Here is a 15,363-nt window from a genome sequence, read left to right as displayed (position 1 = left end):
CGCGGGCGACGCCACCTGACAGAGCTGACCGACACTGTGGAAATCTTCAAAGAATTTACCTTCGAATCCGCCCATCGCCTGCCTTTCGTGCCCGAAGGCCACAAGTGCGGCCGCCTGCATGGCCACTCGTTCAAGGTGGCGATCCACCTCAGCGGCGAGGTCGACGCGAACACCGGCTGGATCCGCGACTTCTCGGAAATCAAGGCGATCTTCAAGCCGCTCTACGAGCGCCTGGACCACAACTACCTGAACGACATCCCCGGCCTGGAAAACCCCACCAGCGAAGTCCTGGCCAAATGGATCTGGAACGAGCTCAAGCCATTGCTTCCGGAGCTGAGCGCGATCCGCATCCACGAAACCTGCACCAGCGGCTGCATCTATCGCGGCGAATAAGCCCGCCGAAGAAACCACCCCCACGGGGTGGTTTTTTTATGCCTATGATGGCCCCACCCCGCCGTTACACGAGCACTCGCGCCCATGCCGTCAACCATTCGCCCCGCTACCCTGCCCGACCTCGCCGCCATCGAAGGCATCGCCAAGCGCGCCTATGCGCCCTATATCGCGCGGATCGGCCGGGAACCGGCGCCGATGCTCGAAGACTATTCGTGCCTGGTGCTGGCCCGGCAGGTCTGGGTCCTGGAGGAGCAGCAGGCAATCGCCGGTTTCGTTGTCCTGCTGGACGCCCAGGAAGCCCTGCTGCTAGACAACCTGGCGGTCCACCCCGAGGCCCAGGGCCGGGGCCATGGCCGGCAACTGCTGGCCTTTGCCGAACAACAGGCCGTGGCCGCCGGTCACCGTTGCGTGCGCCTGTACACCAACGCAGCCATGAGCGAGAACATCGCCCTGTACAGCCGCCACGGCTACGTGGAAACCCACCGCGCTGTGGAGCACGGCCTGCACCGGGTGTACATGAGCAAGCCACTGGACTGAACCCAGGAGCCCTCTCCATGCCCCCACGTATCTACCTCGCCGGTTTCGATGTGTTTCGCGCCGACGCCCCGGCCCATGGCGAGTACCTCAAGCAACTGTGCAGCGCCCAAGGCCTGCACGGCCTGTTTCCCCTGGATAACCAGGCCCCGCCGGACCTCTCCCCAGAAGCCACCGCGCAGTGGATCTGCCAGCAGAACCTGACCATGATCCGCGACTGCGATGCCCTGCTGGCCAACCTCAACGACTTTCGCGGCCTGGAGCCGGATTCCGGCACCGCCTTCGAAGTGGGCGCGGCCATCGCCCTGGGCAAGCCGGTGTGGGCCTACTTCAGCGGCCCCGCCAGCCTGCGCCAGCAGGTACCCCATGACGCCGCCGGGCGCGACGCCCAGGGCTTTGCGGTGGAGGACTTCAACCTGCCACGCAACCTGATGCTGGCCTGCACCTGGAGCGGTCGCAGCGCCTGCGTGGAAAGCGCCATCCGTGACCTCGGGCGCTGGTTGAACCCATCCCCTGCGGCCCACTGAAGATAACCAGCAGCGTCACTTTCTGCCGAAAACGACCCCGTCGGACAAAAGCCTTGTTTTGTCGCGAAGGCCGATGTTATGTTTCTAACACGAATTACAAAAATGAAACTTCAATAACATTTTCCGCGAACGCCTGGCGAGATGGTCATGGACAAGAACAGTTTCCAAGTCACCCTGGAACAGCAGTTTGCAAGCCTGACGCCCACCGGCAAGCGCATCGCTACCTACCTGTTGGCCAACCTCCAGCAGTTGCCTTTCGAAACCGCCGACAGCATCGCCCAGCAAGCCGGCACCACGGGGATTTCCGTGGGGCGCTTCCTGCGCTCCCTGGGCTACCGCAACCTGGATGACGTCAAGCAAGGCCTGCGCGGCGATGCCCCGGCCTCCTGGCTGATCACCGACCGGCTCGGCGCGTTTCGCAGCGAAGCCCATCAGGACGACGCCCTGGAGCGCTCGATGCATCGCGAGATCGAGGCCATCCAGCACGTCTACGGCCTGGCCCGCAGCCAGGTGTTCGCCGACATCGTGCGGCAGATCGTCGAGGCCGACGCGGTGTTCATCATCGGCATCCAGTCGACCCGGGGCATCCTCAACGCCTTCCACAGCCACCTGGAATACATCCGGCCCAAGGTCTACTACGTCGATGGCCTCTCGGGCATCTATGCGGAAACCCTGAACTCGGGCTTCGCCAAGCCCTACGCGATCATTTCCGACTTTCGCGCCTACTCCGCCATCACCCAGACCTTCTGCGAAGTGGCCAACGCCAACGCCCTGCCCCTGGCCCTGGTCACCGACCTGCAATGCCCCTGGGCCCGGGACTACCCGCTGGACCTGCTGCAACTGAAAACCGATGTCGGCCAGTTCTGGGATTCCCTGGCCCCGCTGACCTGCCTGTTCAACCTGATGGTGTCCGCGGTGGCCGAGGGCTATGGCGAGCGCCTGGATGAGCGCCTGGCGAAGAACCGAGCGTTGCAGGAAGCCTTCGGCCAGTTCGAATCCTGACCTTCAAGCGTGCCCCAAGATGGAGTGAGTGAGTGAACAACAGCCCCCTTGTCGAAATCGACGCCCAGCGCCACCAACTGGAAATCGACCTGGTCTACGCCAGCGCCGACAACCTGGCCGGCCAGGTGATCTACCGCAACGCCCGCTGCCTGCTGCACAAGGACGCCGCGGCCTGCCTGTACAAGGCCAGCCAGCTGGCGCGCATGGCCGGCCTGGGCCTGCGCATCTACGACGCCTATCGCCCGGCCTACGCCCAGCAACTGCTGTGGCAGGCCCTGCCCAACCCGGACTACGTGCGCGATCCGCGCCTGGGCTCGCACCACACCCGGGGCGTGGCCGTGGACCTGACTCTGGTGGATGAAAGCGGCCAACCGCTGGACATGGGCACCGCTTTCGATGCCATGGAGCCCAAGTCGCACCAGTTCTATAGCGACCTGGCGCCCCAGGTGCAGCGCAATCGCCTGATGCTGCTGGGGATCATGCTCAGCGCCGGCTTCGAGGCGATCCCCACCGAGTGGTGGCACTACGAGTTGCCCAACGCCGAAGACTTCCCCCTGATCCAGGAGCACGACCAGCCCTTCGAACATTGATCTGTCGTTCCCCCGCCGGCCACAACAACAGGCAGCTCACTGCCCCACGCCGGTCGTACTGCAACACCGCTTCAGCTCCAACTGCCCGGTTATAGCTTTTATAAAAAACCTGACGAACTTCCCAACATCGAATGATCAAGGAAACCGGCATGACCCCCAATCTGCGCAATAACCCTGATGTGCGTCTGTCCACCCGTGTCGCCCTGTCGCTGCTGTGCGCCGCCCTGAGCCTGGGCACCTGGCAGGCGGCCAGCGCCGCCGCGCCCAAGGACACCCTGATGATCGGCAAGGCCGCCGACCCGCAGACCCTCGACCCGGCCGTGACCATCGACAACAACGACTGGGCCGTGACCTACCCGGCCTACCAGAAGCTGGTGACCTACAAGGTCGAGAACGGCAAGGGCAGCACCGAAGTCCAGGGCGACCTGGCCGAGAGCTGGAGCACCTCCGCCGACAACCTGACCTGGGACTTCAAGCTCAAGCCCGACAACAAATTCGACGACGGCAAGCCGGTGGACGCCGCGGCGGTGAAGTTCTCCTTCGACCGCCTGATGCAGCTCAAGCAAGGTCCGTCCGGGGCCTTCCCGGATGACATGAGCGTGACGGTGGTCGATCCGCTGACCGTGCGCTTCACCCTGAAAAAGCCCTACGCGCCCTTCCTCTACACCCTGGCCCACAACGGCGGCGGCATCATCAACCCGGACGTGGCCAACAAGGGCGAGGACGTCAACGCCTACCTGTCGACCCACACCGCCGGCTCCGGGGCCTTCCGCCTGAGCAACTGGCAGAAGGGCCAGTCGCTGACGCTGGAGCCCAACAGCTACTACGCCGGCCCCAAGCCGAGCCTGAACAAGGTGGTGATCAAGATCATCAGCGAAGCCTCGGTGCGCCGCCTGCAACTGGAGCGCGGCGACCTGGACATCATCGAAGACATGCCCGAAGACCAGCTCGGCACCCTGGCCGGCAAGTCCGGGATCGTGGTCCAGACCTTCCCCTCGCTGCGGGTCAACTACCTGTACCTAAACAACCAGCGCGCGCCGCTGAATAACCTCGAAGCGCGCCAGACCATCGTCCAGGCCATCGACTACAAGGGCATCGTCGACGGCATCCTCAAGGGCCAGGCCAAGCTGATGAACGGGCCGATCCCCGATGGCATGTGGGCCCACGACCCGAGCCTGCCGCTGATGCAGCAGAACCTCGACGGCGCCAAGGCCAGCCTGGCCAAGGTCCCGCAGAAGATCAGCAACCTGACCTACCTGTACTCGGACAAGGACGCCAACTGGGAGTCCATCGGCCTGACCCTGCAAGCGGGCCTGGCGCCCCTGGGCATCAACCTGAAGATGGAGAAACTGGCCAACGCCACCATGCGTGAACGGGTTGGCAAGGGTGACTACGACGTGGCCATCGGTTCCTGGAGCCCGGACTTCGCCGACCCCTACATGTTCATGAACTTCTGGTTCGACTCCAGCCTGCAGGGCTTGCCGGGCAACCGCTCGTTCTACAGCAACCCCGAGGTCGACAGCCTGATCCGCGAAGCGGCCGCCACCAACGACACCGCCCAGCGCATCGAGCTGTACCAGAAGGCGCAGAAGATCGTCCTCAAGGACAACGTCTACGCCTACCTGTACCAGAAGAACTACAGCCTGCCGATGCGTGATTCGGTGAAGGGCTACGTGTTCCATCCGATGCTGGAACAGGTGTTCAACATCGCCGAAATCAGCAAGTAGGACCGGCCCTGCGATCCCCGTCGCCGGCCCCTGAACCGGGCCGGCGACGGATTGCCGTGTCCCCGCTGCGGGGCCGTTATTGCCCCTGCCGTTCGTCAAGCGTTAACGAGGTTGCCTCATGGCCTTCCTGAATATGTTGCGCAAACGCCTGCTCGGCCTGTTGCTGGTCGTGGTCGGGGTTTCGCTGATTACCTTCACCATCTCGCACCTGATTCCCGGTGACCCGGCGCGGCTGATCGCCGGCGACCGGGCCAGCGATGCCATCGTGCAGAACATCCGCCACCAACTGGGCCTGGACCTGCCGCTGTACCAGCAGTACGGGCGCTACATGCTCGACCTGCTGCACGGCGACCTGGGCACCTCGATCCGCACCAGCCGCCCGGTGCTGGAGGACTTGCAGACCTTCTTCCCGGCCACCCTGGAACTGGCCCTGGCAGCGCTGCTGCTGTCGGTGCTGGTTGGCGTGCCGCTGGGGGTGTTGTCGGCGGTCTATCACAACCGCTTTATCGACCAGATCGCCCGCACCCTGGCGGTCACCGGGATTTCCACCCCGGCGTTCTGGCTGGGCTTGGGGCTGATCCTGCTGTTCTACGGCAACCTGGGCTGGCTGCCCGGCAGCGGGCGCCTGGACGAAGGCCTGGAGCCGCCGCCAACCATCAGCGGCTTCTACCTGATCGACTCGCTGCTGGCCGGGGATATTCCACTGTTTTTCAATGCCCTGCAGCACCTGATCCTGCCGGCCGTGACCCTGGGCTTCGTCAACCTCGGGGTGGTGGCGCGGCAGATCCGCTCGGCGATGCTCGACCAGCTCGGCGAGGACTACATCCGCACCGCCCGGGCCTACGGCCTGTCGCGCTGGGCGGTGATCCTGCGCCACGCCCTGCCCAATGCGCTGATCCCCTCGGTGACGGTGCTCGGCCTGACCCTGGGCGATTTGCTGTACGGCGCGGTGCTGACCGAGACGGTGTTCGCCTGGCCGGGCATGGGCGCCTACGTGGTGAAGTCGATCCAGGCCCTGGATTTCCCGGCGGTGATGGGCTTCGCCATCCTGGTGTCGTTCATTTATGTGCTGCTGAACATGGCGATCGACCTGTTGTACCGGGTGATCGACCCGCGCATTGGCGAGGTAAATTGAGATGTCCGCTCCCTTGAACATTCCCCTGCCGGTGCCCGCGACCCAAGCCAGCGGCTGGCGTGCGCGCCTGGCCTACCTGGGCTACCGCGTGCGGCGCAGCCCACTGACCCTCGCCGGGCTGTGCATGACCCTGCTGGTGCTGCTGTGCATGGCCTTCGCCCCCTGGCTGTCGAGCCATGACCCCAACGCCCTGAACCTGGCCCAGCGCCTGGCCGCCCCCAGCGCCGCCCACTGGTTCGGCACCGACGAAGTCGGCCGCGACCTGTTCAGCCGGGTGCTCCACGGCAGCCGCCAGTCGGTGGGCGTGGGCCTGTTCGTAGCCTTCGCCTCGTGCCTGGCCGGGGGCCTCTTGGGCTGCCTGTCGGGAATCATCGGCGGGCGCTTCGACAGCCTGATCATGCGCCTGATGGACATCATGCTCTCGGTGCCGTCGCTGGTGCTGATCATGGCCCTGGCCGCCGCCCTGGGCCCGAGCCTGTTCAACGCCATGCTGGCGATCACCCTGGTGCGCATTCCGTTCTACGTACGCCTGGCCCGGGGCCAGGCCCTGAGCATCCGCCAGATGGGCTACGTCAAGGCGGCGCAAACCTACGGCGCCGGGCGCTGGCACATCGTCAGCTGGCACGTGGGGCGCAACGCCATGCCGCCATTGCTGGTGCAACTGAGCCTGGACATCGGCAGCGCCATCCTCATGGCCTCGGCCCTGGGCTTCATCGGCCTGGGGGCACAACAGCCCACCGCCGAATGGGGGGCGATGGTGGCCACCGGGCGCAACTTCATCCTCGACAACTGGTGGTACTCGACCTTTCCCGGGCTGGCGATCCTGTTCACCGCCGCCGGGTTCAACCTGCTGGGTGACGGCATCCGTGACCTGCTCGATCCACGGCAACAGGGGAAATGACCATGAGCTCATCCGCCGTTCTCAACATCGACAACCTGAGCCTGGAATTCCCCGCCTACCGCAGCAACGTGCAGGCCCTCAACGGCGTGTCGCTGCACGTCAACCCGGGGAAATCGTCGGCGTGGTCGGCGAGTCCGGTTCGGGCAAGTCGGTGACCGCCATGCTCAGCCTGCGCCTGCTGCCCGAACGCAGCTACCGCATCACCTCCGGCAGCCTGTCGCTGCTGGGCCGCGACATGCTCACCACCCCGGAAAAACAGCTGCTGCAGATCCGTGGCCGCGACGCGGCGATGATCTTCCAGGAGCCGATGACCGCCCTCAACCCGACCCGGCGCATCGGCCGGCAGATGCTCGACGTGATCATCCATCACCAGCGCCTGAGCCAGGACCAGGCCCGGGTCAAGGCCATCGCCCTGCTGCGCGACATGCACATCGCCGACCCCGAGCAGGTGCTGCAGGCCTACCCCTTCGAGCTGTCCGGCGGCATGCGCCAGCGGGTGATGATCGCCCTGGCATTTTCCTGCGATCCGCAACTGCTGATTGCCGACGAGCCGACCACCGCCCTGGACGTCACGGTGCAGCGCCAGGTGCTGCTGTTGCTGCGCGAGAAGGCCCGGCAACGGGGCACCGCGATCCTCTTGATCACCCACGACATGGCGGTGGTCTCGCAGTTCTGCGACCGGGTCTATGTGATGTACACCGGCGCTGTGGTGGAGCAAGGCAGCACCGCCCAGGTCATGCTCGACCCACAGCATCCCTACACCCGCGGCCTGCTCAGCGGCCTGCCGGAGCAAGTGGCCCCCGGCGCGCCACTGCTGACCATTCCCGGGCAGGTGCCGAACCTTGCCCACCTGCCCGGCGGCTGTACCTTTCGCGAGCGCTGCAGCCAGGCCATGGCGATCTGCGCCGAGCGGCCACCGTTGCATTCGATCAACGCCTGCGAGCAGCGCAAGAGCGCCTGCTGGCTGGCTGCCCCGGAGTCCGCCCAATGACCGCCACCCACTCCCAAACCGGTAACGCGCCGCTGCTGCGCCTCAACGATGTGCAAGTGCGCTTTCCCCTAAGCAATGACTGGCTGGGCCGGCCCCGGGCCTTTGCCCACGCGCTGAACGGCATCGACCTGGAACTGCGCCCCGGGGAAACCCTGGGCATCGTCGGCGAGTCCGGCTGCGGCAAGAGCACCCTGGCGCAACTGCTCATGGGCCTGGTCCAGCCCAGCAGCGGCGACCTGCGCTGGGCCTATGCCAGCGACCGCGAGCGCCACAGCCACGTGCAGATCGTGTTCCAGGACCCGCAGTCGTCGCTCGACCCACGCCTGCCGATCTGGAAGATCATCACCGAGCCGCTGTTCGCCCTGGGCAACACCCCGGCCGCGCAAATGCGCGAGATCGCCGCCAAGGTGGCGCAGCAGGTGGGCATCCGCGGCGAATACCTGGAGCGCTACCCGCACCAGTTCTCCGGCGGCCAGCGCCAGCGCATCGCCATTGCCCGGGCCCTGGCGTCGAACCCGGACATCATCGTCCTCGACGAGCCAACCTCGGCCCTGGACATTTCAGTGCAGGCGCAGATCCTCAACCTGCTGGCGGACCTGCAACGCAGCCGCGGCCTGACCTTCGTGCTGATCTCCCACAACGTCTCGGTGGTGCGGCACATGGCCGACCGGGTGGCGGTGATGTACCTGGGGCAGATCGTCGAACTGGGCAGCGCCGAGCAAGTGCTGGAGCGACCGCGCCATCCCTACACCCAACTGCTACTGGATGCGGTGCCACGCCTCGGCGCGCCCCTGGCGGACAGCCAGGTCTCGGCGCCCACCGAACTGCCGGGCAATCGCAAGCTGCCCAGCGGCTGCTTCTTCTTCGACCGCTGCAGCCGTCGCGGCCCGGGCTGCGAACAGCCGCAACCGTTGCTGGGCGATGCGACGCAGCAAGTGCGTTGCCATCGGCACGACCGCACAGGGTAATTCAGCAGCACCACGCCGCCTGCCACGGCGTGGTGCTTGCCCCCTGCTCGCCAAGGGCTTAAAACAAGCGCCTTCTCTCTGACGTCGCAGGAACCCCTCCCATGGAAAGCCGCTGGCTGACCCACGCCAAACGCCTGCAAGCCATCGCCTCCACCGGCCTGCATTTTTGCCGGGATGTGCACGACCGCGAGCGCTACCAGGAAGTCGCCGACATCGCCCACGACATGCTCGCGCAACTGGGCAACGTGCCCGTGGAGCGCATCACCGATCTGGTTTCGGACTTTGCCCAGCGCTACTCGACGCCGATGGTGGAAGTGCGCGGGGCGCTGATCGAGGACGGCAAGATCCTCCTGGTGCGCGAGCAGCACGACGGCCTCTGGGCCCTGCCCGGGGGCTACGCCGATGTGGGCCTGTCAGCGGCGCAGAACATCATCAAGGAAATCCACGAAGAAGCCGGGCTGCAGGTTTCGGTGCGCCAACTGTACGGCCTGCGGCACAAGGCCAAGGGGCCCTACAAGCCCGATCACCGGGACTTCTACAAACTCTACTTCCTCTGTGAACGGCAAGACGCCGAGGCCCCGGTGGCCGGCAGCGAAACCAGCGACGCGGCGTTCTTCGCCCCCAAGCAGTTGCCGCCGCTGTCCCAGGGCCGCACCGTGGAACGGGATATCCAGGAGGCTTTCGACTTCCACGAAGGCCGGCGCAGCGTGGCCCTGTTCGACTGAGCATGACGCGGTCAATGTAAAGCACCCTTGACATGAAAAATCGCCCCACCTAATGTAAAGGACACTTTACTCAAAGGAGATCGCCCATGGGCACCAAACGCTATTTCGGGGAATTCAGCCTGGCCTTGCTGGCCTATATCGCCTGCGTGATTTTGAGCAGTCACTGGCTGGCTGACATGAACCCGGGCCCGGGCAAGATCGCCCTGGCCCTGGTGCCGGTGATCCCCATGGTGGCCATGGCCCTGGCGGTGGTGCGCCAGTTGCGGCGCATGGACGAACTGGCCCGGCGCATCCAGCTCGAAGCCCTGGGGCTGTCCTTTGTCTGTACCGCGCTGATCACCTTCAGCTACGGCTTCCTGGAAACCGCCGGCCTGCCCCGGCTCTCGATGTTCTACGTGTGGCCAGTGATGGGCCTGGTCTGGGCCCTGGCCACGGTGGTCGGCTGGCGGCGCTACCGATGAACAACCAACTGCGCGAATTGCGCACCCTCAAAGGCTGGTCCCAGGCTGAACTGGCCACCCGGCTTGAGGTATCCCGGCAGACGGTCAATGCCATCGAGACCGGACGCTACGACCCCAGCCTGCCCCTGGCGTTCAAGATCGCCCGGGCCTTTCAGATGCCTATCGAAAGCATCTTCAACCCCGACCAGGACTGACTCCGGCCACGAGACAGTGCGCCCGTGCACCATTTTCGCCCCGGCGCGGCCTGCAGCCGCGGCAGGCCCGCAGGCATCGGCTATAACTGCTGGGGCACCCGCTCCGGCGGCCCGTTTGGCACGGCGTCTGCAACAGCGTGGCACCACTGCGACCAGGGACAGGCCCATGACCCAGCACCAACCCGGCAACGACTACCCCTTGAGCGAAGTTCCAGCGCACGCTCGCAAGGGCCTGGCCTCGATGGTCATGGTGCTGCTGGGCTTCACCTTCTTCACCGCGACCATGTTCGCCGGCGGCAAGCTGGGGGTGGCGTTCGACTTCACCACCCTGCTGCGGGTGATCCTGCTCGGCAATCTGCTGCTGGGGGTGTACGCCGCGAGCCTGGGCTACATCGCCTTCAAGAGCGGGCTGAACACGGTGCTGATGGGGCGCTTGTGCTTCGGTGAACGGGGCAGCAAGCTCAGCGACCTGATCCTCGGCCTGACCCAGGTCGGCTGGTACGCCTGGGGCACCGCCACCGCCGCAGTGGTGCTGGGCAAGTACTTCCAACTGGATCAGGGCGCGGTGCTGGGGTTGATGCTGCTGTTCGGCCTGGCGTTTTGCGCCACCGCCTACATCGGCTATCGCGGCCTGGAGATCCTGTCGTGGATCGCGGTGCCGGCCATGGGCCTGCTGTTGGTGCTGTCGATGGCGGTGACGACCACCCAGGTCGGCGGTCTCGACGGCCTGCTGGCCCTCAGCCCCAGCGCCACCATGGACCTGTCCACCGCCCTGACCCTGGTGTTCGGCACCTTTGTCAGCGGCGCGACCCAGGCCACCAACTGGACCCGTTTCTCCCGTTCGGCACGGATAGCGGTGACTGCCAGCCTGCTTGGCTTCTTCATCGGCAACGGCCTGATGGTGCTGGTCGGCGCCTACGGCGCCATCGTCTACCAACAACCGGATGTGGTCGAAGTGCTGTTGCTGCAGGGCTTTGCCACGGCCGCCATGGCCATGCTGCTGTTGAACATCTGGAGCACCCAGGACAACACCATCTACAACTTCGCCGTGGCCGGCTGCAATCTGCTGCGCACCGGCCGGCGCAAGACCGTGACCCTGGTGGGCGCGCTGATCGGCACCCTGCTGGCGATGCTCGGCATGTACGACCTGCTGGTGCCCTACCTGGTGCTGCTGGGCACGGTGATTCCGCCGATTGGCGGGGTGATCATGGCCGACTTTTTCTATCGTTGGCGCGGCCGCTATCCGCGCCTGGCCGACAGCCAGTTGCCGGACTGGAACTGGCCGGGCCTGGCCGCCTACGGCCTGGGCACCCTGGCAGCGTTCTGCTCGCCCTGGATCGCACCGCTGGTGGGCATCGCCGTCGCCAGCCTGAGCCATGTGCTGTTCAGCGCTTGGCTGGGCACCCGCTCAGGCGCCGAAGCTCGGAGCTGAACCCGCGCCTTGCTCGCTCGACGCATTCCGGGTCTATCATGGCCCGGTCACGCAACACCCTGTACCTGCCCACCGGCCCTGTAGCGGCCGGCGCCGGGACAGTCCAATGACCGTGGGACAAGGGCCAGCGCCCGGATCTCACGGCGCAACCACTGATTGCCCGACTCGAGGAATTGTCCCGATGCTGATCACCAACGCCCGCCTGCGTCACCGTGAAGGTCTGCACCAACTGCACCTGGAAAACGGCCGCATCGCTCGCATTGTCCTGCAAGGCCCGGACGCCCCCACCGCCGCGCCAGCCTTCGGCCCCGAACACCTGGATGCCGGCGGCCACCTGGTGGTGCCGCCCTTCGTCGAGCCGCACATTCACCTGGACGCCACCCTCACCGCCGGCGAGCCACGCTGGAACATGAGCGGCACCCTGTTCGAAGGCATCGAATGCTGGGGCGAACGCAAGGCCAGCATCACCGCCGAAGACACCCGCACCCGTGCCCACAAGACCATCCGCGCCCTGGCCGCCCACGGCATCCAGCACGTGCGCACCCACGTCGACGTCACCGACCCGGACCTTACCGCCCTCAAGGCCATGCTCGAAGTGCGTGAGCAGAGCGCGCACCTGATCGACCTGCAGATCGTCGCCTTCCCGCAAGAGGGCATCGAATCGTTCCGCAACGGTCGCGAACTGATGGAGGAAGCCATCCGCCTGGGCGCCGATGTGGTGGGCGGCATTCCGCACTTCGAATACACCCGCGACCAAGGCGTGAGCTCAGTGAAGTTCCTCATGGATCTGGCCGAACGCAGCGACTGCCTGGTGGACGTGCACTGCGACGAAACCGACGACCCACACTCGCGCTTTCTCGAAGTGCTGGCCGAAGAAGCCCGCAGCCGCGGCATGGGCTCACGGGTCAGCGCCAGCCACACCACCGCCATGGGTTCCTACGACAACGCCTACTGCGCCAAGCTGTTCCGCCTGCTGGGGCATTCCGGCATCAGCTTTGTCTCCTGCCCCACCGAAAGCATTCACCTGCAGGGGCGCTTCGACAGCTTCCCGAAACGCCGCGGCGTGACTCGGGTCAAGGAGCTGCTGGATGCCGGGATGAACGTCTGCTTCGGCCAGGACTCGATCGTCGATCCCTGGTATCCCCTGGGCAATGGCAACATCCTGCGGGTGCTCGAAGCCGGCCTGCACATCTGCCACATGCTCGGCTACAGCAACCTGCAAAGCGCCCTGGACCTGGTCACCGACAACAGCGCCAAGGCCCTGGCCCTGGGCGAGGGTTACGGCCTTGAAGAAGGTCGACCGGCGAACCTGCTGATCCTGTCTGCCGACAGCGACTACGAAATGCTCCGCAGCCAGGGCTTGGCGCTGTACTCGATCCGCCACGGCAAGGTGCTGATGCAACGGCAGATGACCCAGGTGCACCTGCAAGATCACTCCCCCCACCCGACCCCAGCCTTGTAGCCGCTGCCGAGCCTGCGAGGCTGCGCACAGGTCCACAGGACCTTGCCTGGCGGTTCTGCGCCGAACGCCTGCGCCCTCAGGATCGCCGCGGCCGCTGCGCGCCCGTTCGCAGCCTGCGGCAGCGGCTACAGGCGTCGTGCTTCGCCGAACAGGCGGACCCGGCGCAGTTGGCCATCCTGCTCTTCCAGGCGCAACGGTACGGTGCCCCCGGGCATCACCACCTGCACCTCGCCAGCCTTGACCCAACCCACCCGCCATGCCGCACTGGCCACGGCGCTGGCGCTGGTGCCCGACGACGCGGTCGGGCCTTCACCGCGTTCGAACACTCGGGCGACGATGCGTTGCACCGACTCCAGCGCCGCCCATTGCAGGTTGATGCCCCCCGGACAGGGTTCGCCATGGCCCACCGGCAAGGCAAAGGCAATCGCCATCAATCCCTCCGCCAGGGGGGCCTGCCTCATCTGTTGATTACTCGGCAAGTCCTCCACATCCTCCACCAGGGTCACACAATGGGGGTTGCCAACACGCACGAACTGGCTGTGATCCCACTGCGAATGCAAGTGCTGCAAGGGCGCGATCCGACTCAGTTCCTGACCGTTCAAGGCCACCGCCTCAACCCCAAGGGCCGCCACCGCCTCAGGTCCGAACAACGGCTCGCCAAGGTCCAGCCAGAACCCTTGCTCGCCAGCGACTTGTGCAGGCTCCACTTGCGTTGCCACCGGCGAATCACTGCCGGGCTGGTCATGATGGACCTGCAGTTCAGTCGGCCCTGGCCCGGCCAGCAACCCTCGTTCGGTGAGCGCCTGGGAAAAAATCGTCAGGCCATTGCCGCTGCGCTCGGCCAGGGTGCCGTCGGTATTGACGATCAGCAGCTCGAACGGTGCGCTGGCCTGGAATGGCCCCACCAGCAGGCCGTCACAGCGATGCGCCTTGGCCCCTTCCGGACGGGTGCCCGGCGCCCAATCGCAGAGAGCCGCGATGGCCTGCTCGGTCCATAGCCGCCGGTCACGAGCCGCCAGAGCCGCCGTAGCCGGCATGGGCACACCCAAGTGGCGCAGCGCCTCGGGTGACGCCACACCATAGATATTGCCCCGTGCATCGTAGAACACCGCCATGACACCACCTCCAGAAAAAACCGAGCCGCTGACATTACGGATAATGCAGCGGCTCCACCAGAGGGGAACTCAGGCTCAGGACGGCAACACGGCAATCGCCTCGATTTCAAACAGCATGCCGTCCAGGGCCAGGCGCGGCACCGGGTTTGAAAAAAGCGCGGTAGACATGCTCATCTCCTGAACAAAAGCCATTGGCCCATTCAGCGAATGGGCAAGGCCATGGGCCGGATCGGCGCCGCGTCGGCGCCCCGCAGTTTGAGTGAGGCACCGATAAAGGCGAACTGATAGACCTTGTCCCGGGACAAGCCTTCCAGATTCACCAGCTCCAGGATCGGCGCACCCTGCATCGCCAGCAGGTAAGTGTGCAACGGCAGGTAATTGCCCTCGACCTCGGAAGGGAAGGTTTCAAAGCTCAGGTTATCGGCCCCCACCACCATGGCGCCGCCCTCTTCCACCAGGAACTTCGCCGCATCCAGGCTCAGCCCCGGCGGGTTGGCCATGTAGCGCTGGGCATTGTCGTAGTCGCGCATGCGCCCGGTGCGGATCAGCACCACATCGCCCTTTTCCAGGGCCACCTGCTGTTTAGCCAGGGCCTGTTGCAGGTCGGCGCGGGTCACCCGGTAGCTGTCCGCCAATTGCTCCTGCCCCTTGGCCGCGGCGACGTCGATCAGCACCCCGCGGGCAATGATCGGCGGCAGCTTTTCCGCGCCGGTGACGTTCCAGCCGCGGTCCCCCAAGTGCTGGTCGGCACGGTAGCCGTTCCAGATCTTGCCGTTGAGGCCGAAGTGGTTGAGGGCGTCGATATGAGTGCCCATGTGGGCGTACATCGACACCGCCGAGCCGCTGTAGCTGACGTGCTGATTCATCGGTTCACCGACCTGCATCGGGTCGGCGATCACGTTGCCGTGAGGGGTGTGGGTCATCCACATCTGGTACGGCGGGTCGCCGGCGGCCTGCCAGCTGGGCATGCCGACGAAGTAGTCCACCGCCAGATCATAGGCCTGCTCGCCACTGACCCGGGCCATGATCGCTGCCCGGGACTCGGGGGTGATCAGGTTCAAGCGACCGATCTCGTCCCTGGGCCCCCAGGGGCTGATGCCCACCTCGGGCCGGGCCACCGCGGCGGCGTTGCACAGACCACTGAGCAGGGACAGGGCCAGCACCCCGGAAACCATCTTCGACATTGCGCGATGAGCCATGACAACA

The 15,363-nt window shown here is 65.6% G+C and carries 16 protein-coding genes and 1 pseudogene; 15 read left to right on the top strand and 2 right to left on the bottom strand.

Annotated elements, in window-relative coordinates:
- The first annotated feature begins 36 nt into the window (after window positions 1-36).
- The 15 genes and pseudogenes from queD to codA all read left to right on the top strand — a co-directional run bounded on the left by queD (window position 37) and on the right by codA (window position 13,042).
- The gene (gene queD / locus PLD_RS10535; RefSeq protein ID WP_159892370.1) at window positions 37-393 is read left to right on the top strand and encodes a 6-carboxytetrahydropterin synthase QueD; all 357 of its coding nucleotides are present in this window, start codon (window positions 37-39) and stop codon (window positions 391-393) included.
- Between the two features lie 84 nt (window positions 394-477).
- Entirely contained in the window at window positions 478-930 is a 453-nt protein-coding gene (locus PLD_RS10530; protein ID WP_159892368.1) for a GNAT family N-acetyltransferase, read from the top strand.
- Between the two features lie 17 nt (window positions 931-947).
- On the top strand, window positions 948-1,454 hold the full coding sequence (locus PLD_RS10525; protein WP_159892366.1) for a nucleoside 2-deoxyribosyltransferase: 507 nt from the start codon (window positions 948-950) through the stop codon (window positions 1,452-1,454).
- Window positions 1,455-1,595: 141 nt separating this feature from the next.
- Window positions 1,596-2,456, top strand: a complete 861-nt coding sequence (locus PLD_RS10520; protein WP_016965613.1) for a MurR/RpiR family transcriptional regulator — start codon at window positions 1,596-1,598, stop codon at window positions 2,454-2,456.
- A gap of 32 nt (window positions 2,457-2,488) precedes the next feature.
- The gene (gene ddpX, locus PLD_RS10515) at window positions 2,489-3,046 is read left to right on the top strand and encodes a D-alanyl-D-alanine dipeptidase (RefSeq protein WP_159892364.1); all 558 of its coding nucleotides are present in this window, start codon (window positions 2,489-2,491) and stop codon (window positions 3,044-3,046) included.
- Between the two features lie 149 nt (window positions 3,047-3,195).
- Window positions 3,196-4,773, top strand: coding sequence for an ABC transporter substrate-binding protein (locus PLD_RS10510; RefSeq protein WP_159892362.1), 1,578 nt, complete (start codon window positions 3,196-3,198; stop codon window positions 4,771-4,773).
- 118 nt (window positions 4,774-4,891) lie between these two features.
- Window positions 4,892-5,908 (top strand): ABC transporter permease, encoded by a 1,017-nt coding sequence (locus PLD_RS10505; protein WP_159892360.1) that lies wholly within the window; start codon window positions 4,892-4,894, stop codon window positions 5,906-5,908.
- Between the two features lies 1 nt (window position 5,909).
- The gene (gene ddpC, locus PLD_RS10500) at window positions 5,910-6,809 is read left to right on the top strand and encodes a D,D-dipeptide ABC transporter permease (protein ID WP_159892358.1); all 900 of its coding nucleotides are present in this window, start codon (window positions 5,910-5,912) and stop codon (window positions 6,807-6,809) included.
- Window positions 6,806-7,800, top strand: a pseudogene (locus PLD_RS10495) (ABC transporter ATP-binding protein). The gene ddpC and the pseudogene PLD_RS10495 overlap by 4 nt, the downstream one beginning before the upstream one ends.
- Window positions 7,797-8,768 carry an oligopeptide/dipeptide ABC transporter ATP-binding protein gene (locus PLD_RS10490; protein WP_159892356.1) on the top strand — a complete coding sequence of 324 codons (972 nt, stop codon included), beginning with the start codon at window positions 7,797-7,799 and terminating at the stop codon, window positions 8,766-8,768. Before PLD_RS10495 ends, PLD_RS10490 begins: the two are co-directional and overlap by 4 nt.
- 101 nt (window positions 8,769-8,869) lie before the next feature.
- A complete protein-coding gene (locus PLD_RS10485; RefSeq protein ID WP_159892354.1) occupies window positions 8,870-9,493 on the top strand; it encodes an NUDIX hydrolase in 624 nt (207 codons plus the stop codon).
- Window positions 9,494-9,579: 86 nt separating this feature from the next.
- Entirely contained in the window at window positions 9,580-9,954 is a 375-nt protein-coding gene (locus tag PLD_RS10480; protein ID WP_159892352.1) for a hypothetical protein, read from the top strand.
- Window positions 9,951-10,148, top strand: coding sequence for a helix-turn-helix transcriptional regulator (locus PLD_RS10475; protein WP_060840226.1), 198 nt, complete (start codon window positions 9,951-9,953; stop codon window positions 10,146-10,148). The genes PLD_RS10480 and PLD_RS10475 overlap by 4 nt, the downstream gene beginning before the upstream one ends.
- A 166-nt stretch (window positions 10,149-10,314) precedes the next feature.
- Window positions 10,315-11,580: a cytosine permease gene (gene codB, locus PLD_RS10470; protein WP_159892350.1), complete on the top strand. Its 1,266-nt coding sequence runs from the start codon at window positions 10,315-10,317 to the stop codon at window positions 11,578-11,580.
- A 181-nt stretch (window positions 11,581-11,761) separates the two neighbouring features.
- Window positions 11,762-13,042, top strand: coding sequence for a cytosine deaminase (gene codA / locus PLD_RS10465; protein ID WP_159892348.1), 1,281 nt, complete (start codon window positions 11,762-11,764; stop codon window positions 13,040-13,042).
- Between the two features lie 125 nt (window positions 13,043-13,167).
- On the opposite strand, the gene PLD_RS10460 is transcribed toward codA, so the two are convergent.
- Window positions 13,168-14,157, bottom strand: coding sequence for a diaminopimelate epimerase (locus tag PLD_RS10460; RefSeq protein ID WP_159892346.1), 990 nt, complete (start codon window positions 14,155-14,157; stop codon window positions 13,168-13,170).
- A gap of 200 nt (window positions 14,158-14,357) precedes the next feature.
- A complete protein-coding gene (locus PLD_RS10450; RefSeq protein ID WP_159892344.1) occupies window positions 14,358-15,356 on the bottom strand; it encodes a cyclase family protein in 999 nt (332 codons plus the stop codon).
- Window positions 15,357-15,363 lie beyond the last annotated feature (7 nt).

It is taken from the genome of Pseudomonas sp. LD120 (assembly GCF_009861525.1).
In the GTDB taxonomy this organism is placed as follows: domain Bacteria; phylum Pseudomonadota; class Gammaproteobacteria; order Pseudomonadales; family Pseudomonadaceae; genus Aquipseudomonas.
The sequence above is the reverse complement of the archived record's forward strand: the minus strand, read 5'-3'. Positions and strand labels throughout refer to the sequence as shown.